This window comes from Alsobacter sp. R-9, assembly GCF_054612375.1.
In genome coordinates, this window is sequence record NZ_JBTSWJ010000002.1 from 544,087 (window position 1) to 567,137 (window position 23,051).

General features: G+C 68.7%; 25 protein-coding genes and 1 tRNA gene. 16 read left to right on the forward strand and 10 right to left on the reverse strand.

Features of this window, described 5'->3' with window-relative positions; all coding sequences use genetic code 11:
* Positions 1–25: 25 nt before the first annotated feature.
* The 6 genes from ACX9GQ_RS05240 to ACX9GQ_RS05265 all read left to right on the forward strand — a co-directional run bounded on the left by ACX9GQ_RS05240 (position 26) and on the right by ACX9GQ_RS05265 (position 5,287).
* Positions 26–415, forward strand: a complete 390-nt coding sequence (locus ACX9GQ_RS05240) for a RidA family protein (RefSeq protein WP_459628480.1) — start codon at positions 26–28, stop codon at positions 413–415.
* A 107-nt stretch (positions 416–522) separates the two neighbouring features.
* Positions 523–1,281 carry an ABC transporter ATP-binding protein gene (locus ACX9GQ_RS05245; RefSeq protein ID WP_459628481.1) on the forward strand — a complete coding sequence of 253 codons (759 nt, stop codon included), beginning with the start codon at positions 523–525 and terminating at the stop codon, positions 1,279–1,281.
* Positions 1,278–2,024 carry an ABC transporter ATP-binding protein gene (locus ACX9GQ_RS05250; RefSeq protein ID WP_459628482.1) on the forward strand — a complete coding sequence of 249 codons (747 nt, stop codon included), beginning with the start codon at positions 1,278–1,280 and terminating at the stop codon, positions 2,022–2,024. The genes ACX9GQ_RS05245 and ACX9GQ_RS05250 overlap by 4 nt, the downstream gene beginning before the upstream one ends.
* Entirely contained in the window at positions 2,024–2,920 is an 897-nt protein-coding gene (locus ACX9GQ_RS05255) for a branched-chain amino acid ABC transporter permease (protein WP_459628483.1), read from the forward strand. The genes ACX9GQ_RS05250 and ACX9GQ_RS05255 overlap by 1 nt, the downstream gene beginning before the upstream one ends.
* A 10-nt stretch (positions 2,921–2,930) precedes the next feature.
* A complete protein-coding gene (locus ACX9GQ_RS05260) occupies positions 2,931–3,887 on the forward strand; it encodes a branched-chain amino acid ABC transporter permease (protein WP_459628484.1) in 957 nt (318 codons plus the stop codon).
* 137 nt (positions 3,888–4,024) lie between these two features.
* Positions 4,025–5,287, forward strand: coding sequence for an ABC transporter substrate-binding protein (locus ACX9GQ_RS05265; RefSeq protein WP_459628485.1), 1,263 nt, complete (start codon positions 4,025–4,027; stop codon positions 5,285–5,287).
* Between the two features lie 113 nt (positions 5,288–5,400).
* Here the strand turns inward: ACX9GQ_RS05265 and ACX9GQ_RS05270 are convergent, their stop codons facing one another.
* The 9 genes from ACX9GQ_RS05270 to ACX9GQ_RS05310 all read right to left on the reverse strand — a co-directional run bounded on the left by ACX9GQ_RS05270 (position 5,401) and on the right by ACX9GQ_RS05310 (position 12,954).
* Positions 5,401–5,910 (reverse strand): response regulator, encoded by a 510-nt coding sequence (locus ACX9GQ_RS05270; RefSeq protein WP_459628486.1) that lies wholly within the window; start codon positions 5,908–5,910, stop codon positions 5,401–5,403.
* Between the two features lie 243 nt (positions 5,911–6,153).
* Positions 6,154–6,230: transfer RNA gene (locus tag ACX9GQ_RS05275), tRNA-Asp, on the reverse strand.
* Between the two features lie 59 nt (positions 6,231–6,289).
* Positions 6,290–8,188, reverse strand: a complete 1,899-nt coding sequence (locus ACX9GQ_RS05280; protein WP_459628487.1) for a heavy metal translocating P-type ATPase — start codon at positions 8,186–8,188, stop codon at positions 6,290–6,292.
* Positions 8,189–8,257: 69 nt separating this feature from the next.
* Positions 8,258–9,142 carry a dihydrodipicolinate synthase family protein gene (locus ACX9GQ_RS05285; protein WP_459628488.1) on the reverse strand — a complete coding sequence of 295 codons (885 nt, stop codon included), beginning with the start codon at positions 9,140–9,142 and terminating at the stop codon, positions 8,258–8,260.
* Between the two features lie 44 nt (positions 9,143–9,186).
* Entirely contained in the window at positions 9,187–9,651 is a 465-nt protein-coding gene (locus ACX9GQ_RS05290) for a DMT family transporter (protein ID WP_459628489.1), read from the reverse strand.
* 3 nt (positions 9,652–9,654) lie between these two features.
* Positions 9,655–10,827, reverse strand: coding sequence for a zinc-dependent alcohol dehydrogenase (locus tag ACX9GQ_RS05295; protein ID WP_459628490.1), 1,173 nt, complete (start codon positions 10,825–10,827; stop codon positions 9,655–9,657).
* A 13-nt stretch (positions 10,828–10,840) separates the two neighbouring features.
* The gene (locus ACX9GQ_RS05300; protein WP_459628491.1) at positions 10,841–11,263 is read right to left on the reverse strand and encodes a cupin domain-containing protein; all 423 of its coding nucleotides are present in this window, start codon (positions 11,261–11,263) and stop codon (positions 10,841–10,843) included.
* A 30-nt stretch (positions 11,264–11,293) separates the two neighbouring features.
* Positions 11,294–12,271, reverse strand: a complete 978-nt coding sequence (locus ACX9GQ_RS05305; RefSeq protein ID WP_459628492.1) for a quinone oxidoreductase family protein — start codon at positions 12,269–12,271, stop codon at positions 11,294–11,296.
* Between the two features lie 17 nt (positions 12,272–12,288).
* Positions 12,289–12,954 carry a GntR family transcriptional regulator gene (locus ACX9GQ_RS05310; RefSeq protein ID WP_459628493.1) on the reverse strand — a complete coding sequence of 222 codons (666 nt, stop codon included), beginning with the start codon at positions 12,952–12,954 and terminating at the stop codon, positions 12,289–12,291.
* A 219-nt stretch (positions 12,955–13,173) separates the two neighbouring features.
* Between ACX9GQ_RS05310 and ACX9GQ_RS05315 the strand changes: the two genes are divergently transcribed.
* From ACX9GQ_RS05315 to ACX9GQ_RS05360, 10 genes are all read left to right on the forward strand, one after another.
* The gene (locus tag ACX9GQ_RS05315; protein WP_459628494.1) at positions 13,174–14,238 is read left to right on the forward strand and encodes a C4-dicarboxylate TRAP transporter substrate-binding protein; all 1,065 of its coding nucleotides are present in this window, start codon (positions 13,174–13,176) and stop codon (positions 14,236–14,238) included.
* Between the two features lie 61 nt (positions 14,239–14,299).
* The gene (locus tag ACX9GQ_RS05320; protein WP_459628495.1) at positions 14,300–14,815 is read left to right on the forward strand and encodes a TRAP transporter small permease subunit; all 516 of its coding nucleotides are present in this window, start codon (positions 14,300–14,302) and stop codon (positions 14,813–14,815) included.
* An 18-nt stretch (positions 14,816–14,833) separates the two neighbouring features.
* Positions 14,834–16,171, forward strand: coding sequence for a TRAP transporter large permease (locus tag ACX9GQ_RS05325; RefSeq protein WP_459628496.1), 1,338 nt, complete (start codon positions 14,834–14,836; stop codon positions 16,169–16,171).
* 84 nt (positions 16,172–16,255) lie between these two features.
* On the forward strand, positions 16,256–16,543 hold the full coding sequence (locus tag ACX9GQ_RS05330) for a DUF1330 domain-containing protein (RefSeq protein WP_459628497.1): 288 nt from the start codon (positions 16,256–16,258) through the stop codon (positions 16,541–16,543).
* 10 nt (positions 16,544–16,553) lie between these two features.
* Positions 16,554–17,438 carry an NAD(P)-dependent oxidoreductase gene (locus ACX9GQ_RS05335; RefSeq protein ID WP_459628498.1) on the forward strand — a complete coding sequence of 295 codons (885 nt, stop codon included), beginning with the start codon at positions 16,554–16,556 and terminating at the stop codon, positions 17,436–17,438.
* Positions 17,439–17,482: 44 nt separating this feature from the next.
* Positions 17,483–18,586, forward strand: a complete 1,104-nt coding sequence (locus tag ACX9GQ_RS05340) for an LLM class flavin-dependent oxidoreductase (protein WP_459628499.1) — start codon at positions 17,483–17,485, stop codon at positions 18,584–18,586.
* Complete coding sequence (pcaD, locus tag ACX9GQ_RS05345) at positions 18,583–19,383, forward strand: 3-oxoadipate enol-lactonase (protein ID WP_459628500.1); 801 nt, start codon at positions 18,583–18,585, stop codon at positions 19,381–19,383. Before ACX9GQ_RS05340 ends, pcaD begins: the two co-directional genes overlap by 4 nt.
* Positions 19,383–20,270: a polysaccharide deacetylase family protein gene (locus tag ACX9GQ_RS05350; RefSeq protein WP_459628501.1), complete on the forward strand. Its 888-nt coding sequence runs from the start codon at positions 19,383–19,385 to the stop codon at positions 20,268–20,270. Before pcaD ends, ACX9GQ_RS05350 begins: the two co-directional genes overlap by 1 nt.
* A 16-nt stretch (positions 20,271–20,286) precedes the next feature.
* On the forward strand, positions 20,287–21,180 hold the full coding sequence (locus ACX9GQ_RS05355) for an NAD(P)-dependent oxidoreductase (RefSeq protein ID WP_459628502.1): 894 nt from the start codon (positions 20,287–20,289) through the stop codon (positions 21,178–21,180).
* Complete coding sequence (locus tag ACX9GQ_RS05360) at positions 21,177–22,166, forward strand: Gfo/Idh/MocA family protein (protein WP_459628503.1); 990 nt, start codon at positions 21,177–21,179, stop codon at positions 22,164–22,166. The genes ACX9GQ_RS05355 and ACX9GQ_RS05360 overlap by 4 nt, the downstream gene beginning before the upstream one ends.
* 4 nt (positions 22,167–22,170) lie before the next feature.
* On the opposite strand, the gene kdsA is transcribed toward ACX9GQ_RS05360, so the two are convergent.
* Complete coding sequence (gene kdsA / locus ACX9GQ_RS05365) at positions 22,171–23,013, reverse strand: 3-deoxy-8-phosphooctulonate synthase (protein ID WP_459628504.1); 843 nt, start codon at positions 23,011–23,013, stop codon at positions 22,171–22,173.
* Positions 23,014–23,051: the final 38 nt, after the last annotated feature.

Sequence of the window (23,051 nt, forward strand, 5' to 3'; positions counted from 1 at the left end):
ATCTGGCTCGAAGGAGGGCAATCCCATGTCAGAGACGCGTCGCGCCATCACGACCGGGTCCCGGTTCGAGGCCTGGGCGGGGTACTCACGCGCCGTCGTCGACGGAGAATGGATCTTCGTCTCCGGCACCGCGGGCTACGACTTCACCGATGATTCGATCAGCGACGACGCGGCCGAGCAGGCGCGACAGGCGCTGCGCACCATCGAAGCCACGCTGCGAAAGGCCGACGCCTCCCTGGCAGACGTGGTGCGCGTGCGCGTCTATCTGTCCGACCGCGCCTGGGTGATGCCGGTCTGCGAGGTCCTCGGCCAGACCTTCAGCGATCCGAGACCCACGAACACCACGATCATCTGCGGGTTCGCCATGCCGGAGATGAAGGTGGAAATCGAGGTCACGGCGCTCCGGCGGCGCTGACGGCAACGGTCTCACGCCGCTGTAGGAAAAGCTGAATTTGGCCCTTTCGCCGGGCAGCGGCGCATGCTTCATTCCCCGGGTTTGCGGGGTGGGGGCTCAACCGGTTCATGCTCGAGATCAGCGGGCTCGTGAGGTCGTTCGGCAGCATGAATGCCGTGGACGGCGTCAACCTCACCGTCGAGCAGGGGCGCATCACCGGGCTCATCGGACCGAACGGCGCGGGCAAGACGACCCTCTTCAACCTCGTTGCGGGGTCGCTCAAGCCGTCGCGCGGCGAGATCAGGTTTCGCGGCGAGCGGATCGACGGCCTTTCGCCGGACCGCATCTTCCACAAGGGGCTCGCCCGCACCTTCCAGATCCCCCGCCCCTTCCCGCGCATGACCGTGCTCGAGAACGCCATGCTCGTGCCGCTCGCCCAGGCGGGCGAACGCTTCTGGCTCAACTGGCTGCGCCCCGCGGAAGTGGCGCGCCAGGAACGCGAAAACCGTGATCGCGCGGTGGAGGTGCTGCGGTTCTGCGGCCTCGGCGCCAAGCTTGACGATCAGGCGGGCACGCTCTCGGGCGGGCAGCAGAAGCTGCTGGAGCTGGCGCGGGTCCTGATGATCGAGCCGGCGATGATCCTGCTCGACGAACCCGGCGCGGGCGTGAACCCGACCCTGCTCGAGACGCTCGTCGAGAAGATCCTCGCGCTGCACGCGCGCGGCATCTCCTTCCTCCTCATCGAGCACAACATGGACCTCGTGATGCGCATCTGCCACCCGATCGTGGTCATGGCGCAGGGGCAGGTGATCCACAGTGGAGACGCGCAGTCGGTGCTGGCCGATCCGCGTGTGCTCGACGCCTATCTGGGAGACCTGCCGGCATGACGGGTCCCCTGCTCGTCGCCCGCAGCGTGGTGGCCGGCTACGTGCCCGGCCTGCCGATCGTGAAGGGCGTGCATGGCGATGTCGCGGGCGGCGAGATCGTCACCATCATCGGGCCGAACGGCGCCGGCAAGTCGACGTTCCTGAAGGCGCTGGCCGGGCTCGTCCCGATCGAGAGCGGCGAGGTGCTGCTGCGCGGCGCGCCAGTGACAGGGCTTCCGACCCATGAACTCATCGCCGCCGGGCTCGCCTTCGTCCCGCAGACCGGCAACGTGTTCACGACGCTCACCATCCACGAGAACCTGATGGTGGGCGGCCACACCGTCGGCTCCGCGCTGCGGCGGCGGCTCGATGCCGCCTATGCGCTGTTCCCTGCCCTTGCCGAGAAGCGCGGCCAGCGGGCCCGCGTGCTCTCGGGCGGGCAGCGGCAGATGCTCGCCATCGCGAGGGCCCTGATGACGGAACCTGCCGTGATCATGCTCGACGAACCGACGGCCGGCCTTTCGCCGAAGGTCGTCGGCGAGGTCTTCGCCGACCTGCGGCGCCTCGCCCAGTCGGGCGTCGCCGTCTTCATGGTGGAGCAGAACGCCAAGGCGGCGCTGCGCATCTCCGACAGGGGATACGTCCTCGCCGACGGAGAGAACCGTTTCGAGGGGAGTGCGGCGTCGCTGCTCGACGACCCCGCGGTCGCCGAGGCCTTCCTCGGCGCACGCAAGGCGGGCACGGTCGCCACGGGAGGTCACTGATGCTGGGGCAGGCCATCGCCGACGGGATCCTGACCGGCGCCATCATCGCGCTCGGGGCGATCGGCGTGTCGTTCGGGCTGCAGATCCTGCGCTTCGCCAACTTCGCCCACTCCGAACTCGTCACCTGGGGCGCCTATCTGGCACTCGTTGTCGTGGCCTTCGCCGGCCCCGGCACGCCGACCGGGCCGCTGTCGTTCGGATGGCAGCTCATCGCGGCGATGGTCATCGCCGGCGTGCTGACCGGCGGGCTCGCCTGGCTCGTCGACATCCTCGTCTTCCGCCGTCTCCGCAACTCGGGCGCCCACCCTCTCTCGATGGTCTTCGCGGCGTTCGGCGCGGCCCTGATCATGCGGCACGTCATCGTGCTGATCTGGGGGCACGGCTCCTACTTCTACACACGCGAGCTGCAGATCGCCGTGCAGGTCCTGCCGGGCATCCGGATGCTGCCCGACCAGATCTTCATCCTCGGGCTGACGGTCGTGGTGGTGGTCGGCATGCACCTGTACCTGACCTACAGCCGTACCGGGATGGCCATGCGCGCCATGGCGGAGAGCCCGGCTTTGGCGCAGGTGTGCGGCGTGCAGGTGGAGAGCGTCGTGCGGTGGACGTGGTTCATCTCGGGCGGGCTCGCCGCGATGGCCGGCGTCTTCCTCGGGCTCACCCCGCAGATCCACCCTGAAATGGGGTTCAACCTGCTGCTGGCCCTCTTCGCCGCCGCGATCCTGGGCGGGGCGGGCTCCCTCGTCGGCGCCGTTGTCGGGGGATTGCTCGTGGGGCTGGCGGAGAACCTCTCCGTCCTCGTCATCAGCCCGGGCTACAAGACCGCGATGCCGTTCCTCGTGCTGCTCGCCGTCCTCTTCGTGCGGCCGCAGGGCCTCTTTGGCGAGAAGCAGTGAGACCGGCGCCATGACCATCGGCCTCTTCTCCTACGGCGTCTTCTTCCTCAGCGTGGTGCTCATCCTCGGCATCGTCGCACTCGGGCTCAACCTGCAGTGGGGCTACACCGGGCTCTTCAACGCGGGCATCACCGGCTTCTACGCCATCGGAGCCTATACCCACGCCATCATCACCACCCCGCCGCGCGCCGATCTCATCGCCAACATGGGCCTGCCCTGGCCGGTCGGCATCCTCGGCGCCATGGCCGTCACGGCCGTGGCGGCCTGGATCGTCGGCGTCGCGACGATCCGCCTGCGCGGCGACTACCTGGCCATCTCGACCTTCGGCATCGCGGTGACGATCCAGCTCGTGACGCTGAACTTCGAGGCGCTCACGGGCGGGTCGCAGGGCTTCACCGGCATTCCGCGCCCGCTCTACGCGGTACTCGGCTCGCCACTCGCCTTCAACCTCTTCTTCCTGGCCTTGCTCCTCGCCATCGTCGGGCTCGTCTACTGGGGTCTCGAGAGCATCCTGCGCTCGCCCTGGGGACGGGTGCTGAAGGCCGTGCGCGAGGACGAGACGGCCGCCATCGCGCTCGGCAAGAGCGCCATGAACTTCCGGCTGCAGGCCTTCGTCATCGGCGCCACGCTGATGGGCCTGGCCGGAGCGCTCTACGTCAGCTTCATCGGCTTCGTCAGCCCGTTCGACTTCCTGCCCATCCTGACCTTCCAGATCTGGGCGATGGTGATCGTCGGCGGCAGCGGCAACAACAAGGGCGCCCTGCTCGGGGCCTTCGTCGTGTGGGCGATCTGGGCCTCGTCGGGCGTCGCCATCACCAAGCTCGTTCCGGCGGCGCATGCCGCGCAGGGCGGCGCGATCCAGGTCATCCTCATCGGCCTCATGCTCGTGCTCGCCCTCCTCTTCCGCCCGCGCGGCCTGATCGGCGAGGAGACGGTGGTGTCGCGGCACGCGTCGGGCGACAGATGAGCGCGGGGCGCGTCCCGACAGGTGCTGGAGGGACGCCGGCGATTGACAGCACCGGGTGAAACCCGGAAGTTCAACATGTTGAATTCTGGCCGAGATTTCCGGTCATCGGGAGCCGGCGAAGAACAGGGAGAGGGATGATGAAGACGACCATGGGGGTGGCCGCCGCGCTGGCCACGTTCGCGCTGGCGATGCCGGCGCCGGCCTCCGCGCAGCAGGTCTCCTGCCCGGTGAAGATCGGCGGCATCCTGCCGATGACGGGTTCGATGGCCCCGATCACCAAGAAGATCGCCGAGGCGGCCCAGCTTGCGCTCGAGCACATCAACCAGGGCGGCGGGATCAAGGGCTGCCCGGTCGAGCTCGTGCTGCGCGACGACCAGGGCCAGCCGACGGTGGGCGTCGACGCCGCGAAGTACCTCGTCGAGGTCGAGCGGGTCCCGGCCATCACAGGCACCATCTCCTCGGGCGTCACGGGACCGATCATCGCTTCGGTCACCGGCCCCTCGAAGGTCGTGCAGATCTCCTGCTGCTCGACAGCCAGCGCCTTCACGCTCGACGGGCGCAGCGGCGGCTACTTCTTCCGCACGCTGCCCACGTCCAAGACGCAGGCCTTCGCCACGGCCTCCGAGATCACCCGGCGCGGGCTGAAGAAGACCGCGATCATCTACGTCAACACGGACTTCGGCGTCGACATGACGAAGTTCGTGAAGCAGGCGCTGCCCAAGCTCGGCGGCGACATCGTCGCCGAGGTGCCCTACAACGACAACCAGCCGAGCTACCGGGCCGAGGTGACCAAGGCGCTCGCTGCGAAGCCGGAGTCGCTGCTCCTCATCGGCTTCCCGAAGGACGCGGTCACGATCGTGCGCGAATGGCTGTCGCTGGGCGGGCCGCAGCAGATCGCGCTCAACAACTCCATGCGCGTCATGGACTTCGTCAACGGCGTCGGCCCGAAGTTCCTCAACGAGAGCTTCGGCATGGACAACGCCCAGGTGGCCGGCCCGACCGTGGACGCGTTCAACCAGGCGTTCGAGGCCAAGTACAAGTACGACAGCAAGGGCCCCGGCGTTCACACCCAGTATGACGCGATGATGGTGCTGGGCCTCGCGATGAACATCGCCAAGGACCTCACCGGCCCCTCGATCAAGGACGCGGTGCGTCAGGTCCACGCCGCTGGCGGCGCGCAGGTCGGCACCGGCCCGGAGGAGTTCAAGAAGGCCGTCGCCCTGATCAAGGAAGGCAAGCCGATCAAGTACAGCGGCGCGACCGGCCCGATCGAGTTCGACGCGAACGGCGACGTCACCGGCCCGGCCCTCGTCTGGAAGATCAAGGACGGCGAGATCGTCACGGACCGCGTCATCTCGATCGAGGAGATGCAGGCGCTCTTCAAGAAGGTCGAGAACTGAGGGGGGCTTCGCTCCTCACGACCCGAAACGCGAAGGGCCCCGGTTTCCGGGGCCCTTTCTCGTTGGCGGGTTCAAGCGGCGATGGCTGATTCCGGGCCGCAGTCCGCGTAGCCTCAGTGGATCAGGTCCTTCGCCTTCCGCTGCCAGCGGTCGGCGGCCTTCTCTTCGGGCGGCTTGCGGATGCCCAGCAGGGCCTGAGGCGCCTGGTCGAAGAGGTTGGTCGGGTCCTCGTCGAAGAACGTCGCCATGCGCTGCCACAGCGCCTTCGGGGCGAACGGCTTCTTGAGCACGTGCTTCACGTTGCGCTCGGAGGCCTCGTTGATGATCCGCCGCGTCGGCGATGCCGACATCACGATCACCGGCACGTCGGTCTCGCTCGACGTCTTGGGATCGCGCAGCACGTCGAGGACGCCCTTCGCGTTCAGGACGGGAAGGTTCCAGTCGAGGATGATCAGCGCCGGCTTGAACTGGGCGAGGCGCTGAAGCGCGTCGCCGCCGTCCGAGGCCTCGTAGATCTGCCGGATTCCGACAGGCTCCAGCATGCTGCGGAGGATGCGGCGCGCGAAGGGGCTGTCGTCGACCACGAGGACCGGGACGTTGGGAAACACCGGTGTCTTGAACATAGGGGCCCGATCCACATCGCGACCGTGGGATAGGCCACAGTAGGGCCCCACCGGTTGCAACAATTGTGTCCGGTTTCCCTAAAACTCGATGCAATTCCCACGAGTCACGGCGCAGACGCTTAACGGTTCGTCGCGGCCCGCGGAGAAACCCGCGCGCGGACAGATGGCTGCCGCCGCGACCATGCCGCCCCACGAGACTGCGCAATGAAAAAGCCGCCCGGGCGGGCGGCTTGCGGAGAGGAGTGGCGGGAGTGACGGGGCTCGAACCCGCGGCCTCCGGCGTGACAGGCCGGCGCTCTAACCAACTGAGCTACACCCCCGCGGGCAGACGGTGTTGTCCGCTGCGGTGGCGGTGACTTACGGGACGCCCCTCCCCCTGTCAAGCGGCCTCGGCCACCGTCGTGGAAGCCTTCGAACGGTCACGGTGAACGAGGTCTCGCTCGGCCGCCGAGGGGGCCAGCACGCGCAGTGCGTTGAGCACCACGGCGACGTCGATCCCCTCCTGAATCAGCGCGCCCTGGAGCGGCGTGAGGTAGCCGAACGCCGCCGCGACCATGCCCAGCGTCGAGAGCGTCATGCCCACGAAGACGCTCTGCAATGCAATCGCGCGTGCCCGCCGCGCCACGGCGAGCGCGCGCGGCAACCGGTCGAGGCTGTCGACGAGAATCACGGCGTCCGCCGCTTCGGACGAAGCGGCCGCCCCGCGGGCACCCATGGCGATGCCCACGTCCGCGGCCGCAAGGGCGGGCGCGTCGTTGACGCCGTCGCCCACCATGACCGAGGGCCCCTCGACGGACTCGCGCCGGACGACCTCCACCTTGGTGGTGGGCGTGGCGTCCGCCACCACCTCGTCGATCGTCAGGCGGGCCGCGACCACCTTGGCGACGTCGGCCCGGTCTCCGGTGACGAGAATGATCCGACGGATTCCCCCTGTCCTCAGGTCCTCGAGGGCCTGCTCGGCCTCGTCGCGCACCTCGTCGGCCATCACGACCAGTCCCGCGAAGCGTCCGTCGATGGCCACGGCCGTCACCATCCGGTCGGCGGCGACGTCGGCCCCCGCAACCTGACCGCGCGCGGTTTCAGGAAGATGGGAGGTGACGTGGTCCAGCGTGCCGAGCGCGACGGGTCGCGAATCGACGACGCCGATCAGGCCGGCGCCGTGGTCCTCCCGGACGGCCGCCGGCGGTGACAGCACCAGCCCTCGTTCGCGCGCCTCGGTGACGAGCGCCGCCGAAACCACGTGCTGGGAGCCCTGCGCGACGGAGGCGGCGAGCCGCAGGAGTTCCGATCCGTCGATCCCGTCCGCCGGCTCGACCGCGACCACGGCAGGCGCCCCGCCGGTCAGCGTGCCGGTCTTGTCGAAGAGCAGCGTTCTCGCCCGGGCCATCGTTTCGAGGGCACCGGCGCTTTTCACGAGGACGCCGTGCGCGGCCGCCCGCGACAGCCCCGCGACGATGGCCACCGGGACGGCCAGGATCAGGGGACAGGGTGTCGCCACCACGAGGACGGCGAGCGTGCGCACGGGGTCATGCGTCCACACCCACGTCGCCCCCGTGAGCGCCAGCGTGAGGGCTAGGAAGGCAAGCCCGTAACGGTCAGCGAGCCGCGCCAGGGGAGCCTTCGACTCCTGCGCCGCCTGCACCAGCCGCACGATTCCGGCATAGGTGCTCTGCTCGGCCGTACGCTCCGCGAGAAGATCGAAAGCCCCGGCGGCGTTGGTGCTGCCGCTCATGACCGGCTGGCCGACGGCTCGGCGCACCGGGATCGGCTCGCCGGTCATCGCCGATTCGTCGACGAGGGCATCATGGTCCGCAACGGTCCCGTCGACAGGCACGACCTCGCCGGGGCGGACGAGGATGCGGTCGCCGGGGCGGAGGTCTTCCAGCGGCACCTGCCGCAGGTGCCCGTCCTCGTGGCGCGTGGCTGTTCTCGGGACGCGGGCGAGCAGCGCCGTCATTTCGCGCCGGGCTCGCACCTGCGCGTGATCCTCCAGGACCTGTCCGCCGGCCAACATCAGGGCGATGACGTTGCCGGCGAGCGGTTCGCCGATCAGCAGCGAGCCCCCCATGGAGAGCGCAGCGACGATGTCGAGGCCGAACTCGCCGCGCGACAGCGAGCGAACGATGATCACGAGCAGGACGGCGAGCACGCCCGCGGTCCCCGCCGACCAGACGCGGGCCGCGTCGTCCCCCTGCCCCATCCATTGCAGCACGAGGCCGCCGGCAAGGGCGGCCACGGTGAAGGCCAGGAGTGTCCTGAAACTGAAGATGCGTGCCATGTGCGTCCCTGCCGCATGATTATCGCGGCAGGGACGTCCTCACCATGGCTCAGATCAATGGCAGCTGCTTCAGCCGGCAGCGAGCCGGTCGTACTCAGCCGCGTAGTGGGCCTGCTCCGCGGCGTCGCAGGTGACCATCGGCGGCAGCGGGGCGGCGAAGGCGGCATCCTTGTGGATGTGCGCCAGCGTGGCCTTAACGCCCGAGATCAGCACCTTGCCGTCGAACATCTTGCGGATGGCGACGGCCGTGGCGAGCGCCTTCTCGTCCCCCTGGTGGAAGCCCTTGCCGCACCACGCGCTGTTGAGGTTGGCCGTGGCGGAGATGCAGCCGGCGAAGATGCCCGTCCGCGCCTCCATCAGCGTCGCCTCGTTGGAGGGGAACACGGCAAAGCCCGGATGGGTCCTGGCGATCCCGCGCGCATACTCCATGTCGCCCGACGAGTCCTTCAGGCCGACGACGCGCGAGCCGAACGCGGCGAGCAGGTCCGCCACGAGCGAAGGCGTGTAGGGCACGCCCGACAGCGTGGGGAAGTGGTAGAGGTAGAGCGGGACCGGCGTGTCGGCGGTCGCCTTCGCCAGACGCTCGAAGAACCGCACCATCCCGGCATTCGAGATGCCCTTGTAATAGAAGGGCGGGATGATCAGCGCGCCGGCGAAGCCGAGCGACGCGGCATGCTTCGTGAGGTCCTCCGCGTCAGCGATGGAGGCGGCGCCCGTCCCCACCATCAGGCGATTCATCGGCAGGCCCGCGTCCTTCAGCGCGCTCATGACCCGCTTGCGCTGGGCGAGGCTGAACGAGGTGGCCTCCCCGGTGGTGCCGAGGATGTTCAGCGCATCGCAGCCATTGTCGAGCAGGTGGCGGGCCAACTTCAGGTAGCGCGGCAGATCGGGCTCGCCGGCGGCGTCGACGGGGGTGGCGATGGCGGCGATGACGCCCTTGAGGGGTGCAGACACGACAGTCTCCAAGAGGACTTGCGGGAGGCGAAATGTCCGGCGGGCTACTCCGACAGGTGGAAGGTGAGCACGCCGGAGAGGACGAGCAGGATACCCACGATCTTCGCCGAGTCGAGTTCGACGACGGGAAGACCGAACAGGCCGAAACGGTCGGCGGTGACCGCCCCGATCATCTGACCCGCGATCACCGACATCACGTAGACGAAGGTGCCCGTGTGCGGGACGATGAGCAGCGCGCCCATGACGAAGACCGCGCCGGTGATGCCGCCGAGCCAGGCCCACCACGGCCCGGCCCTCATCGCGGCGACGTCGGGCCGGAAACCGACGGTGACGGCGACGAAGACGGTGACGAGCAGGAAGCTCAGCCCGATCGACAGCATCGCCGCGAAGGCCGGCGAGCCGAGGCGGCGCGCCGCCTCGGCGTTGACGGGAGCCTGCCACGTCAGGAGCAGGCCGAGCACGAGGCAGGCCGCGATCCAGCCGAGGCGCGCGACCGCGTCGATCGACATGCCTCAGCCGGCCTTGCGGCGGCTGGCGAGTTCCGCCTGGCGCTGCGGCATCTTCACGACGATCTTGATGGCGTCGTCGATCCGGTTGCGCGCGTAGTGCAGCGCCTTCGGCAACTCCTCCATCATGAAGGTGTGGGTGTGGATCTTCGTGGCGTCGAAGCGCTTCTCGGCCATGAAGGCGTGCGCGCGGTGGGTGGCGCTGCGTCCCTCCCCGCGGATGCCGTAGACGTACATGTTGTTGCGGACGAGGTGCGCCACGTCGACGACGGCCGGATCGTGCGGGAAGGCCGCGAGGCAGAGCTTGCCGCCGCGATTGAGCATGCGGCCGGCCTCGTTGATCGCGTCGGGCGCGCCGGAGCACTCCAGCACGTAGTCGACCCCCTTGCCGCCGGTGATGCGGCGCACGGCCTCGACGCCGTCCTCGTTGCGCACGTTGATCACGTGGTCCGCGCCGAGTTCCTTGCCGGTCTGCAGACGGTTGTCGCGCGTTCCGGTGAGGATCACCGGCGAGGCGCCCAGCGCCTTGGCGACCGCCACGCCGAGCAGGCCGATCGGCCCCGGCCCCATGACGACGATGCTCTCGCCGGCAATCAGGCCACCGAGCTCGGTGAGCCCGTACATCGACGTGCCCGCGGTGACGACGAGGGTCGCCTCCTCGTCCGACATCTCGTCGGAGATCTTGATCAGCGTGTTGATGTTGTTGATGGCGTACTCGGCGAAGCCGCCGTCCGAGGTGAAGCCGTTGGCGCGGTGACCCTTGTCCACGTCGCCGTAGTTCAATCCGTAGTTGAGGCAGCTCGTGTACATGCCCATGCGGCAGCGCTTGCACTGACCGCAGCCGGCGTGGATCTCGACCGTGATGCGGTCGCCGATGGAGAACTCGTCGACGCCCGGCCCGAGCGCCACCACCGTGCCCATGTACTCGTGGCCGGGGGTGAAGTTCTTGTTGAACGGCAGCCCGCCCTGGATCATCGCCGGCGGGCCGCTGGAGATCACGTCGAGGTCCGTCGCGCAGATGGCGATGGCGTCGACGCGCACAAGCACCTCGGCCTTCTTCGGCACCGGGACGGTCTTCTGCACGAGGCTTAGCTGCTCGGGATCACCGAGGACCCAGGCCTTCATCGTCTCCGGGATCGGGAAGGCGGGGTCGGTCTTCACGCCGGGGGGAGAGTACATCGAAGCCCTCCCCTCAGGCCGGAACCTTGAGCCGGATCGAGTCCGGCACCGGCAGCGGGGCGTTCGGGCTGCCCTTCTTGAACTCCACGGTGGTGAACAGCAGGTCGGTGTCGCCCGTGTTCATCACGCTGTGGAGCATCGACTCGCCCTTGCCGAAATAGAGGTGCCGGGTATCGCCCGGGAAGTGCTTCACCTCCTTCGTCGTCCCGTCCTCGAAGTAGTTGCGGGCCGAGCCATGCGAGTGGCAGGTCCAGAAGTAGTTGAGGACGTGACGGTGGAACGGGCAGCGGTAACCCGGCTTCAGGTGCAGGTGCCACACGCGGACGTCGTCCGTCTCGGACACGAGAACGCTGCCGACGATTCCGCTGAACTCGTTGGCTGCCGCGTCCTCCCGCATCTCGGGCGACAGATTCGGCCATTTATCCTGTGCAGACATGACGTTCCTCCCAGTTCTTGTGGTCCGGCCTCAGGGCACGAGCAGCGTCGACCCGATGGTCTTGCCGGCTTCGAGGTCGCGATGCGCCCGGGCTGCGTCGGCGAGCGGATAGCGCTGCCCGATGTGCGGCTTGAGCTGCCCGGACGCGACCATGTCGAGCACGGCCTTCGCCGAGGCGGCATAGTCCGCCGGGTCGCTCGAATAGGTGACCAGCGTGGGGCGGGTGAAGTAGAGCGAGCCGCGCTTCTGCAGCGTCGCTGCCTCGATGGGCGGCGGGGCGCCGGTCGTGGCCCCGAAGGAGACGAAGTAGCCGCGCGGCGCGAGGCAATCGAGCGTCATCTCGAAGGTATCCTTGCCGACGCTGTCGAAGACGGCCGCCACGCCCTTGCCGCCGGTGAGTTCCTTCACGCGGGCGACGATGTCGTCGGTCTTGCGGTCGAGGACAGCGAAATAGCCGTTGGCGCGCGCCAGCGCGCACTTCTCGGCGCCCGCAGCGACGCCGATCAGCTTGATTCCCCGGGCCTTGGCCCACTGGCCCATCAGGAGGCCGACGCCGCCGGCCGCGGCGTAGGTCAGCGCGAAGTCGCCGCTCTTCAGGGGCGTGCAGCGGTCGAGCAGGTACTCCACGGTCATGCCCTTGAGCATGATCGCGGCGCCAAGGTCCTCCGAGACGCCGTCGGGCAGCTTCACCAGACGGGCGACGGGCATCAGGCGGTGCGCCGCGTAGGACCCGATCTCGCCTCCCTGATAGGCAACCCGGTCGCCGGGCTTCAGCGCCGTGACGCCATCCCCCACGGCCTCGACGACGCCGGCGCCCTCGCTGCCGACGCCGGACGGCATCGGGAGCGGATAGGCGCCCGACCGGTGGTACACGTCGAGGAAGTTGAGGCCGATGGCCGTCTGGCGCACCAGGACCTGGCCGGGACCGGGGGCGGCGAGTTCGACCTCCTGGAGCTCCATCACGTCGGGAGCGCCCTGGCTGGCCATGCGGATCGCGCGGGTCTTCATCGTCGGGACTGTCCTGTTCAGGGGATGACGGAAAGGGCTTCGAGCGCCGCGAAGACGCGCTTGCGCGACCCTTCGGCGTGGTCGCGGCTCAGCGCCACCGCCTGTCGCTTGTCGCGGCGCTGCAAGGCATCGATGAGGCCGCCGTGCTCGGCGACGAAGCGGGACCGGCCACCCGGCCCGCTCTGCTCGACGCTCATCGTGGTGAGCCGGTCGAACTGGTCGAGCACCTGACGGGTCATGCGGGCGAGCCGCGAGTTGCCGGAGGCGTCGGCCAGGGCGCCATGGAAGGCGCGATTGTACTCGATCCAGTCCGCAAGCGGCATCGCCCCGTCGACGTTGCGGAACTGGTCGAGAGCCGCCAGCGTCGCGTCAGGAGCGCTCTCGACCGCCTTCGACACGCATTCGCGCTCGAGAAGCAGGCGGAGGTCATAGAGTTCGCGCGCATCGGCCAGCGAGATCGGTCGGACGCGGTAGCCCTTGCGCGGCATGATCTCGACGAGGCTCAGTTCCTCGAGCTTCAGCATGGCGTCGCGGATCGGCGACTTCGACACGCCGTAGCGCTCGCAGAGCTGCTTCTCCTGCAATTGCGAGCCGGGTCGCAGGGCACACGACAGGATGTCCGAACGCAGCCGGTGGTAGACGGCCGTGCGGATCAGTTCCGAGCTGTCTTCAACGACCGACATCGCGATCCAAACGCCCTGATGGAGCGCCGTCCAGACATCTCTGGACACGCTCCAATGCCCCTCTCTGATATCTCTGCCAATTGGCTCGCGTCAACCCGAGCGTGACAAAAATCGTGCATTTTCAGGGTCGACAAAATTTTGCCGTGCGCCAGTTGACAGCCAACTGAGATATCTGCCGAATACGCGCCGATTTCTCGGGAGGAAATCAGGAGGGCCCCCATGAAGCATTGGCTGAAGGCCGCCGTTGCCGCCGTCGCGCTGGCAGCGGCCACGACGGCGAGCAAGGCGGAGGAGATCAAGCTCCGCATCGCGTCCGGTCACCCGCAGGTGAACACCTACGTGAACCTGATGAACACGTTCTTTGTGCCGGAAGTGTCGAAGCGCGTCGCCGCCCGCACGTCCCACAAGGTCGAGTTCATCGAAGGCTACGGCGGCGCCATGGTGAAGGTCGCCGACACGCTCGAGGGCGTGCAGAGCGGCATCATCGACATCGGCGGCTACTGCTTCTGCTTCGAGCCGTCGAACCTGCCGCTGCACGCCTTCCAGGTCATGCTGCCGTTCGGTTCGATGAGTTCGGTCACTAGCGTCAAGCTCGCGCGTAGCGTGTACGACAAGGTGCCGTACCTCTCGAAGGTGTTCGAGGACAAGTACGGGCAGGTGCTCATCGCCCTGATCTCGGACAACGGCTACAACCTCGTCACGACCTTCGACTGGAACACCGTCGCCGACCTCAAGGGCCGCAAGCTCGCCGGCGCTGGCCTCAACCTGAAGTGGCTGGAATTCGCGGGCGCCGTGCCCGTCCAGTCGTCGCTGCCGGAGGCCTACACCTCCATGCAGACGGGCGTTTACAACGGCTGGATCATGTTCCCGTCGGGCGTGGTCAACTTCAAGCTCAACGAGGTGGCGAAGTACTACACCGAGATCGGCTTCGGCGCGATCACGTGGCACGGCCTGACGATCAACAAGTCCCGCTTCCAGCGCCTTCCGAAGGACGTGCAGGACATTATCCTCGAGGTTGCCCGCGAGTACGAGGCGATGACGGGGACGGTCAACGACGCCAACTACCCCAAGCAGATCGAGCAGCTGAAGCAGATCGGCGCGGTGGTGAAGCAGCTGCCTCCGCAGGTCGCGCAGGACTGGGCTTCGTCGCTGAAGGCGTGGCCGCAGGAGAAGGCGACCGAGCTCGACAAGGCCGGCCTGCCCGCCTCCCAGGTCCTGAAGCTCACGATCGAGGAAGCCGAGAAGCTCGGCCACAAGTGGCCGGTGCGCTACGAAGTGAAGTGACGACCGCAGGGGACCGGGCCACGCCCGGTCCCCTTCTTCGTTCTCCGGGGCTGGGGATCCCATGTTCGAGAAAACGCTCGACACGGCGGCGCGCACGCTGCTCGTCGTCGCTTCCGTGCTCGCCTTCCTTCTGAGCTTCGTCGTCGTCGCCGACGTTACCGGTCGCGTGCTGTTTAACAGCCCGCTCAAGGGAACGCCGGAGCTCGTCTCCAGCACCATCGTCATCGTCTGCTACCTCATGGCGTCCTACGCCATCCTCACGGGCGGCATGCTCCGGGTGGACGCCATCACCGACCGCGTTCCGGCGACGTTGCGCGGCCTGATGGATATCGCCGGCTCGCTGATCGCCATGGGGCTGTTCGCCATCATCATCGTCGGAACCTGGGAAGGCTTCCTTCACGCCTGGTCGAGCGGCGAGTACGAGGGCGAGGGCGCGCTGCGCGTTCCCATGTGGCCCGTCCGGCTGTCGGTGCTCGTCGGCAGTTCGCTCGCCCTGCTCTCCTACGTCGTCCTGATCCTGCGGCAGGTGCGCGCGCTGCGCGCCGGCACGGCGATCTCGACCGGCGTCTCGCACTGATCCGACGGACGTTCCCCCATGTTCGAACCCACCCAGATGATCGTCGTCGTGGCGGTCCTGCTCGGCCTCGTGCTGTCGGGCGTGCACATCGCCATCGCGCTGGGCGTCACGGCCTGCCTCGGCATCTACATGATGCAGCCGGACATGCACGTGGTGACGAGCTTCGTGTCGAACACAGCCTACGAGGCCGTGCGCGACTACGTCTTCGCCGTCATCCCGCTGTTCATGCTGATGGGCGAGTTCCTGGCGAAATGCGGCGCGGCGCGCGACCTCTTCGCCCTCGTCAACCGGGCGACGAAGTGGCTGCCCGGCCGCCTCGGCGTCGCCACGGTGTTCGCCAACGCCATCTTCGGCTTCATCACCGGCGTCAGCATTGCCGCAGCGGCGGCGTTCTCGCGCATCGCCTGGCCGGAGATGAAGCGCTTCGGCTACGACCGCGGCTTCTCGCTCGCCACCGTCGCCGGCTCGGCCTGCCTCGGCATGCTCATCCCGCCTTCGGTGCTGATGATCGTGTGGGGCGTGCTGACCGAGCAGGCCATCGGCCAGCTGTTCATCGCCGGCATCATTCCCGGCTTCATCGTCGTCGCCCTCTATACCCTCTACATCGTCTGGTTCGCGATCCGGAACCCCGAGAAGGTGGGCGAGAGCCGCAACGCGAAGGACCCGCTCACCATCAGCTTCGGCCATGACGAGCGCCACATGAAGGAGGTGCTGCGCTCGACCCTCCTCGTCGTGATGCTCATCGTCGGCGTGCTGGGTGGCATCTGGCTCGGCCTGTTCACGCCGACGGAGGGCGCCGGCGTCGGTGCGGCTGCCGCGCTCGTGCTGGCGCTCGCGAAGGGCATGAAGCCGCGCGAGATCCTCGACGTCGTGCTGTCGGTCGGCCGCACCGCCGCGCCGCTGCTGCTGCTGCTGGTGATGGCGCAGCTCTATTCGCGCGTGCTGTCGATGACCGGCATCACCGGCGCCGCCAAGGAACTCTTCATCGGGTCGGGCCTCGGCCCCTACGAGATCCTCGCGATCATGGTGCTGATCTGGTTCATCCTGGGCTGCATCATCGACTCGATCTCGATCATCCTGCTCACGGTGCCGGTGTTCGCGCCGGTGGCCGCCGCGGTCGGCTTCGACCCGCTGGCCTTCGCCATCATGGGCATCATCGCCATCGAGACCGGCCTGCTGACGCCCCCCTTCGGCATCCTCGTCTTCACCGTGAAGGCGGCGCTGCCGGAGGAGAACCTCAAGCTCGGCGAGATCTTCCGGGCGGCAATCCCCTTCTGGATCTGCCTGCTCTTCGCCATCGTCGTCATCGCGGTCTTCCCGCAGACGGCCACGTGGCTGCCGAACCTCGGTCGCTGAACGACCGCGGCATGCCCGAGCGTGCCGCATGAACACCGGGCGACCGCGAGGAACCGCGGTCCCGCATCATCAAGGAGCCTGCCGATGTCCGCTTACTGGGTGTCCCGCGTCCACGTGACCAACCCGGAGGTCTACGCGAAGTATGCCGCCCTCGCGGGGCCGGCGATCGAGAAGCACGGCGGTGTCTTCCTCGCTCGCGGCGGCAGGCAGGTGATCTTCGAGGGCGGCGAGTTCGAGCGCACGGTCGTCGCCCGCTTCCCGAGCGTCGAGGCGGCGGTCACCTGCTACAACTCGCCCGAGTACACGGAGGCGCGCCAGTACGCGACCGGCAATGCCGTCCGCCACATGGTGGCGGTCGAAGGCCTCGACTGAGGGCGCGACGATGACCAGCAAGGGTATGGTCGGCATCGTCGGCCTCGGCATCATGGGCGGGGCCATGGCCCGCAACCTGATGGAGCGCGGCTGGCAGGTCGTGGGCTTCGACACGGACGCAGCGGCGATGGCGGCGCTCGCCGGCCCGCGCTTCACCGCCGCGGCGAACGCGGCCGCGGTTGCGGCCGCATCCCCGCTGGTGATGACAAGCCTCCCATCGCCCAAGGCGGCGCTGGCGACGGCCCGCGAGATCGCTGGCAGCGGAGCCCCGTCGCGCATCGTCTGCGAGACGAGCACGCTGTCGCTCGCCGACAAGGAGAGCTTCGGCGCGATCCTGACGGAGGCCGGGCACGTCGCCCTCGACTGCCCGCTGAGCGGGACCGGCTCACAGGCCGCAGTGCGCGACCTGATCGTCTACGCCAGCGGCCCGGACGAGGCGGTCGCGCGGTTCGCGCCCGTGTTCGAGGACATTGCCAAGCAGCACGCCCATGTCGGCGCCTACGGCAATGGCAGCAAGCTGAAGTTCATCGCCAACCATCTCGTCGCCATCAACAACGTGGCGACGGCCGAGGCGATGGTGCTGGCGGAGAAGGCCGGGCTCGACTTGCAGACGGTGCTGGACCTCGTCGGCCCCGGCGCCGGCGGCTCGCGCATCTTTCAGGTGCGCGGCCCGCTGATGGTGGCGAACACCTACGCGCCGCCCACCATGCGCATCTCGACGTGGCAGAAGGACATGCAGATCATCGCGGAGTTCGCCCGCGGGCTCGGCTGCTCGACGCCGCTCTTCGACCGCAGCGGGCCCGTCTACGACAAGGCGCTGGCGATGGGGCTCGGCGACCTCGACACGGCGGCCGTGTGCCGGGTGTTCGAGGACGAGGCCGGCGTGACGCGCTGACGCGTCGACCGCGGCAAGGAATGCAGGAACCGGGACGGACCGCCATGAAGCTCGGCTTTTTCACGATGCCGATCCATCCGCTGGACAAGGACTGGCGGCTGTGCCTGCAGGAGGACCGCGAGGCGTTCCTGCTCGCCGACGAACTCGGCTTCGTCGAGGCATATGCCGGCGAGCATGTGACCGACAAGGCGGAGAACATCACGTCCTGCATGGCCTTTGTCGCCTGGCTCGCCGCCGCGACGAAGCAGATCCGGCTCGGCACCGGCACCATCAACATGCCGAACGCGCATCCGGCAGCCGTGGCCGCCACCGTGGCGATGCTCGACCACATGCTGGACGGCCGCTTCATCATGGGCATCAGCCCGGGTGGGCTGCTCTCGGATGCCGAGGTGTTCGGCAACCTCGACGCCAACCGCAACGAGATGTTCCTCGAGGCGATCAACACGGTGCTGGCCATCTGGTCGGGCGAGGTGCCCTACTCCCTCAAGGGCAAGTACTGGACCGTCACGACCGAACGAACCCAGATGCCGGAGATTGGCCAGGGGATGATGCCCAAGCCTCTGCAGCGGCCGCATCCGCCGATCGTGGTGACGGCGGTTGCGCCTTTCTCGAAGGGCGTGACCGAGGCGGCGGCGCGGGGCTGGGACCCGATCTCGGCGAACTTCCTGATGCCGCCGTGGGTGAAGAGCCACTGGCCGAACTACGTCGAGGGCTGTACCCGCGCCGGCCGGCCGGCCGACCCGGCCAACTGGCGCGTCGCCAAGAGCGTCTTCGTGGCGAAGGACCTCGCGACGGCCAAGGCCTACGCCATGGATCCCTCCGGCCCCTACGTATCCTACTACCGCTCGCTCTTCACCAAGCTGAAGAAGAACGGCCGCATCGAGCTCTTCAAGACGCGGCGCGACCAGCCGGACGACGAGGTCACGCTGGAGAGCGTCTGCGACCAGCTGATCATCTGGGGTACGCCGGACAAGGTCGCCGACGACCTTCTCGCCTTCCGCGAGCAGGTGGGCGAATTCGGCACGCTCCTCTACGCCGGCAAGGACTGGAAGGACCGGGATCTGGGCCGCAACTCCATGATCCTGCTCGCCGAGCAGGTCCTGCCGAGGGTCAATGCCGCCATCGGCTCGAAGGAGGCCGCGGCATGACGACCCTGGTCCCCGGCCACGGCGGCACCGGCATCGCCTGCACGGTCTCGGGCGCGGAGGGCGCGCCGTGGATCGTGCTCTCCCACTCGCTCGGCGCGACGAGTTCCATGTGGGACCCGCAGATGCCGCTCCTGGAGAGGCATTTCCGCGTCCTGCGCTACGACACCCGCGGCCACGGAGCGTCTGAAGCTCCTCCCGGCGCGTACTGCTTCGGGGACCTGACGGGCGACGTCATCGCCGTCATGGACCGTTTCGATATCCGCCACGCGACCTTCATGGGCCTCTCCCTCGGCGGCATGACCGCGCTGGGGCTCGCCCTCGCGCACCCCGGCCGCTTCGAGCGGATCGTCTGCTGCGATGCCCGGGCCGATGCTCCGCCGGCGTTCCAGGCCAGCTGGGTCGAGCGGCTCGCGGCGGTCGACGCGGGGGGCCTCGCCGCCATCGTCGAGGGCACGATGGAGCGCTGGTTCGCCGCCGACTGGCGTTCGGCGAACCCGGCCATGCTCCAGCGTTTCCGCGACGAGTTCGTCGCGACCCCCGTCGCAGGCTATCGCGGCTGCGTCGGGGCGATCCGGACGCTGGACTATCTCCGGAGCCTCGGCTCGATCCGGATCCCGACGCTCTATGTCTGCGGCAGCGAGGATGCCGGGGCACCCGTCGGCACCATGAAGGCGATGGCGGTCGCCACGCCCGGTGCGCGGCTCGAGGTGATCGAGGGGGGCGCGCACCTGCCCAACGTCGACCGGACCGACTCCTTCAACCGCGCCGTCGCGGGCTTTCTCGGAATTCCTGCCTGATGCCTCTTTCGGACCGCGTTCCCTACCAGGCCATCGTCGACCGCCCCCGCCTTACGCTTCCCGGCGGCAAGAAGGTCGCGGTCTGGGTGATCCTCAATGTCGAGGAGTGGCGCATGGAGCGGGCGATGCCCCGCACCGTGCTGCCGCCGCCCATGGGCCAGCCGCTGCTGCCCGACGTGCCGAACTGGTCGTGGCACGAATACGGGATGCGGGTGGGTTTCTGGCGGCAGTTCGAGGCGCTGACCCGCCGCAGCATCCCGGTGACGCTCGCCATCAACGGCAACGTGGTGAACTCCTACCCGCGGGTCGCCGCCGCCGCGCGCGACGCCGGGTTCGAGTTCATGGGGCACGGGTTCCTGCAGGGACCGATGCACAAGGTCGAGAACCAGGACGACGCCATCGCCCGCACCGTCGAGGCCATCGCCCGCTTCACCGGGACGGCGCCGCGCTCGTGGGAGAGCCCCGGCCTGACGGAGACGGACGAAACCCTCGACCTGCTGCGCAAGCACGGCATCGAGTACGTCGCCGACTGGGTCATCGACGACCTGCCGCAGGACATCGCGACGCCGTTCGGCACGGTGACGACGATCCCCTATACGGTCGAGACCAACGACATCGTCGTCCATGCCCTGCAGCACCAGCCGCCGCAGGAGTGGCTGCGGCGCGGACAGGACCAGTTCGACAGGCTCGTGCGCGAGGGCGAGCAGAACGCCCGTGTCATGGCGATCTCGATCCATCCCTACATCACCGGCGTTCCCCACCGGATCGATTATCTGGAGGCGCTCCTCGACCACGTGTTCAGCCACGAGGCGACGGCGCCGATGACGGCGAGTGCCATCGGCGACTGGTACCGCGCCGAGATGGCGCGGCTGGCCGGCCAGGCCTGAGCGGAGGACCGACATCATGCAGGTGGCGATCTGCGGCACGGGAAAGATGGGCAGCGCCATGGCCGAGCGGCTGCTCTCGCAAGGCCACGCGGTCACGGTCTGGAACCGGGACCGCGCCAAGCTCGGCCGCCTGACGGCGCTTGGCGCCGTGGCCGCGGCGACGCCAGCCGAGGCTGCGGGCTCTGCCGAGGCCGTCATCACCATGGTCCTCGACGAGGCCGCCATCGACGCCGTCTACCGGGGGCCTGACGGCATCCTGTCCGGCGCCATCCGCGGTCGGCTGGTGGTGGACATGAGCACCGTGCTGCCCGCGACCAGCGCACGCCTTGCCGCCGATGTCGCGGCGGCGGGCGCGGATTTCGTCGAGTGCCCGGTCGGCGGCAGCGTCGGCCCCGCGAAGAACGGACAGTTGCTGGGGCTGGTCGGGGGCAGCGACGCGGCGGTGGCGCGGGCCCGCCCCATTCTCGAGACGCTCTGTCGTCGGGTCGAGCATGTCGGGCCGGCCGGAGCGGGGGCAAAGCTGAAGCTCGCCGTGAACCTGCCGCTGATCGTCTACTGGCAGGCGCTCGGCGAGGCGATGAGCCTGCTGAAGACCCTCGATCTTCCGCCCGAGCGGATCGTGGACATCCTCTCCGACACGTCGGGGACGCCCGCCGCCATGAAGCTGCGGGGACCGGACATCGCCCGACGCCTCGGCGGTGCGGCGCCATCGGCCGCCGCCTTCGACATGGGGGCCGCCCGGAAGGACCTCGCGCTGATGACCCGCTTCGCCACGTCCCAGGGGGATCGGATCCCCGTCACGGAAGCGGCGCTGGCGGCATACGTCGGCGCGCTGGCCGCAGGGGTCCCCACCACTGACGACGCCACTGCGGTGGCGGTCCTGCTCGCCGGGAAGGGAGACCGTCCATGATCCGCGCTGCCATCGTGGGCCTCGGCTGGTGGGGCCGAACCATCGCCCGGGAACTGGCGGGCAGCCCGTCGATCCGCCCCGTCCTCGGAATCGATCCGGACGAGGCCGGGCGGGCGGCCGTTGTGCCGCTCGGGATGGAGACGTCTGCCCGCTTCGAGGATGCGCTTTCCCGCAGCGACGTCGACGCCGTGATCCTGTGCTCGCCCCACAAGTTCCACGCCGACCAGATCGTCGCGGTGGCGAAGGCGGGCAAGCACGTCTTCTGCGAGAAGCCCTTGTGCACGACCGGCGCTGACGTGGAGAAGGCGCTGGCCGCCGTGCGGGACGCGGGCGTGGTGCTCGGCATCGGCCACGAGCGTCGCTTCGAGCCGTCGGTGATCGCCATGCGGGCGGCGCTGGCGGGCGGCGAATTCGGCACGCCGCTTCTGATGGAAGCCAACTTCAGCCAGGACAAGTTCTTCGCCCTGCCGCCCGACAACTGGCGGCTGTCGCCGGTCGAGGCTCCCGTCGGGCCGCTCTCGGCGACCGGCATCCACCTCGTCGATCTCTCCATTGCCGTGTTCGGCCGGCCCATCGAGGTCTGGGCGCGGCTGGCGACGCGCGGCAGCCGGTTCGCCAACGGAGACACGCTTTCCGTGACGATGGGCTTCGAGAATGGCGCGACGGCCACGCTGACGGCGATCCTCGCCACCCCCTTCGTGGGGCGCCTCGCGGTCTACGGCTCCGGCGGCTGGATCGAGATCAGGGACCGGACCCACCCGGAGAAGTCGACCGGCTGGGACGTCACGACGGTCAAGCGCGGCGGGACGCCCGAGACGACGTTCAGCCCGCCCCATCCGGCCGTAAGGGACAATCTGGAAGCGTTCGCGGCCGCGGCGGCCGGCGGCGCCCCCTACCCCGTCACCCACGACGAGATGCTGTTCAACGTCCGGGCGTTCGAGGCGATCTCGCGCTCGGCCGCGTCCGGAAAGATCGAGACGATCTAGGAGCCTAGCGACGACGCTTCGCGAGCGAGTCGAACGCCATCAGCTCCTCGAGCAGGCCGCCGAGTTCCTTCAGCGGCACCATGTTGGGGCCATCGGACGGCGCGCGGGAGGGGTCCTCGTGCGTCTCGATGAAGACGCCCGCGACGCCCACGGCCACGGCGGCCCGCGCCAGCACGGGGACGAATTCGCGCTGCCCGCCCGATGACGTCCCCTGCCCGCCCGGCTGCTGGACGGAGTGCGTCGCATCGAAGATCACCGGCGCACCCGTGGCCGCCATGATCGGCAGCGCACGCATGTCGGAGACGAGCGTGTTGTAGCCGAAGGACACGCCGCGCTCCGTGAGCAGCACGTTGGGGTTGCCCGCGCCCGTCACCTTGGCCAGCACGTTGGCCATGTCCCACGGCGCGAGGAACTGGCCCTTCTTGACGTTGACGACGCGTCCGGTCTGCGCGGCGGCGATCAGGAGGTCGGTCTGGCGGCAGAGGAACGCCGGGATCTGCAGGATGTCGACCACCTCGCCCACGGGTGCGCACTGGGCGGCGTCGTGGACGTCGGTGATCACGGGAAGGCCGAAGCGCGCGCGGATTTCGGCGAAGACCGCCAGCGCAGCGTCGAGGCCGATGCCGCGCGCCCCCTTCAGGGAGGTGCGGTTCGCCTTGTCGAAGGACGACTTGAAGACGAAGGGAAGCCCCAGCCGGCCGGTGAGATCCTTCAGGGCCTCGGCCATCTCGAGCGCATGGCTGCGGCTCTCCATGGCGCAAGGGCCTGCGATGAGGGCGAGCGGGAGCGCGTTGCCGAAGCGCACGACGCCTGCGGCCACGACGGGGTTCGGAGCGAGATCGGTCATGGGGCTGCTATAGCGGCTCCCGCGGATTCACGCGAGCC

Excerpts from the sequence above, each read along its gene's own strand:
- ACX9GQ_RS05240 (WP_459628480.1), top strand. The coding sequence starts at position 26 with ATGTCAGAGACGCGTCGCGCCATCACGACCGGGTCCCGGTTCGAGGCC.
- ACX9GQ_RS05305 (WP_459628492.1), bottom strand. The coding sequence starts at position 12,271 with ATGAAGACCCGCGCGATCCGCATGGCCAGCCAGGGCGCTCCCGACGTG.
- ACX9GQ_RS05320 (WP_459628495.1), top strand. The coding sequence starts at position 14,300 with ATGTTCGAGAAAACGCTCGACACGGCGGCGCGCACGCTGCTCGTCGTC.
- ACX9GQ_RS05335 (WP_459628498.1), top strand. The coding sequence starts at position 16,554 with ATGACCAGCAAGGGTATGGTCGGCATCGTCGGCCTCGGCATCATGGGC.
- ACX9GQ_RS05265 (WP_459628485.1), top strand. The coding sequence starts at position 4,025 with ATGAAGACGACCATGGGGGTGGCCGCCGCGCTGGCCACGTTCGCGCTG.
- pcaD (WP_459628500.1), top strand. The coding sequence starts at position 18,583 with ATGACGACCCTGGTCCCCGGCCACGGCGGCACCGGCATCGCCTGCACG.
- kdsA (WP_459628504.1), bottom strand. The coding sequence starts at position 23,013 with ATGACCGATCTCGCTCCGAACCCCGTCGTGGCCGCAGGCGTCGTGCGC.
- ACX9GQ_RS05245 (WP_459628481.1), top strand. The coding sequence starts at position 523 with ATGCTCGAGATCAGCGGGCTCGTGAGGTCGTTCGGCAGCATGAATGCC.
- ACX9GQ_RS05280 (WP_459628487.1), bottom strand. The coding sequence starts at position 8,188 with ATGGCACGCATCTTCAGTTTCAGGACACTCCTGGCCTTCACCGTGGCC.
- ACX9GQ_RS05255 (WP_459628483.1), top strand. The coding sequence starts at position 2,024 with ATGCTGGGGCAGGCCATCGCCGACGGGATCCTGACCGGCGCCATCATC.
- ACX9GQ_RS05325 (WP_459628496.1), top strand. The coding sequence starts at position 14,834 with ATGTTCGAACCCACCCAGATGATCGTCGTCGTGGCGGTCCTGCTCGGC.
- ACX9GQ_RS05300 (WP_459628491.1), bottom strand. The coding sequence starts at position 11,263 with ATGTCTGCACAGGATAAATGGCCGAATCTGTCGCCCGAGATGCGGGAG.
- ACX9GQ_RS05295 (WP_459628490.1), bottom strand. The coding sequence starts at position 10,827 with ATGTACTCTCCCCCCGGCGTGAAGACCGACCCCGCCTTCCCGATCCCG.
- ACX9GQ_RS05340 (WP_459628499.1), top strand. The coding sequence starts at position 17,483 with ATGAAGCTCGGCTTTTTCACGATGCCGATCCATCCGCTGGACAAGGAC.
- ACX9GQ_RS05260 (WP_459628484.1), top strand. The coding sequence starts at position 2,931 with ATGACCATCGGCCTCTTCTCCTACGGCGTCTTCTTCCTCAGCGTGGTG.
- ACX9GQ_RS05355 (WP_459628502.1), top strand. The coding sequence starts at position 20,287 with ATGCAGGTGGCGATCTGCGGCACGGGAAAGATGGGCAGCGCCATGGCC.
- ACX9GQ_RS05350 (WP_459628501.1), top strand. The coding sequence starts at position 19,383 with ATGCCTCTTTCGGACCGCGTTCCCTACCAGGCCATCGTCGACCGCCCC.
- ACX9GQ_RS05360 (WP_459628503.1), top strand. The coding sequence starts at position 21,177 with ATGATCCGCGCTGCCATCGTGGGCCTCGGCTGGTGGGGCCGAACCATC.
- ACX9GQ_RS05290 (WP_459628489.1), bottom strand. The coding sequence starts at position 9,651 with ATGTCGATCGACGCGGTCGCGCGCCTCGGCTGGATCGCGGCCTGCCTC.
- ACX9GQ_RS05270 (WP_459628486.1), bottom strand. The coding sequence starts at position 5,910 with ATGTTCAAGACACCGGTGTTTCCCAACGTCCCGGTCCTCGTGGTCGAC.
- ACX9GQ_RS05330 (WP_459628497.1), top strand. The coding sequence starts at position 16,256 with ATGTCCGCTTACTGGGTGTCCCGCGTCCACGTGACCAACCCGGAGGTC.
- ACX9GQ_RS05250 (WP_459628482.1), top strand. The coding sequence starts at position 1,278 with ATGACGGGTCCCCTGCTCGTCGCCCGCAGCGTGGTGGCCGGCTACGTG.
- ACX9GQ_RS05310 (WP_459628493.1), bottom strand. The coding sequence starts at position 12,954 with ATGTCGGTCGTTGAAGACAGCTCGGAACTGATCCGCACGGCCGTCTAC.
- ACX9GQ_RS05315 (WP_459628494.1), top strand. The coding sequence starts at position 13,174 with ATGAAGCATTGGCTGAAGGCCGCCGTTGCCGCCGTCGCGCTGGCAGCG.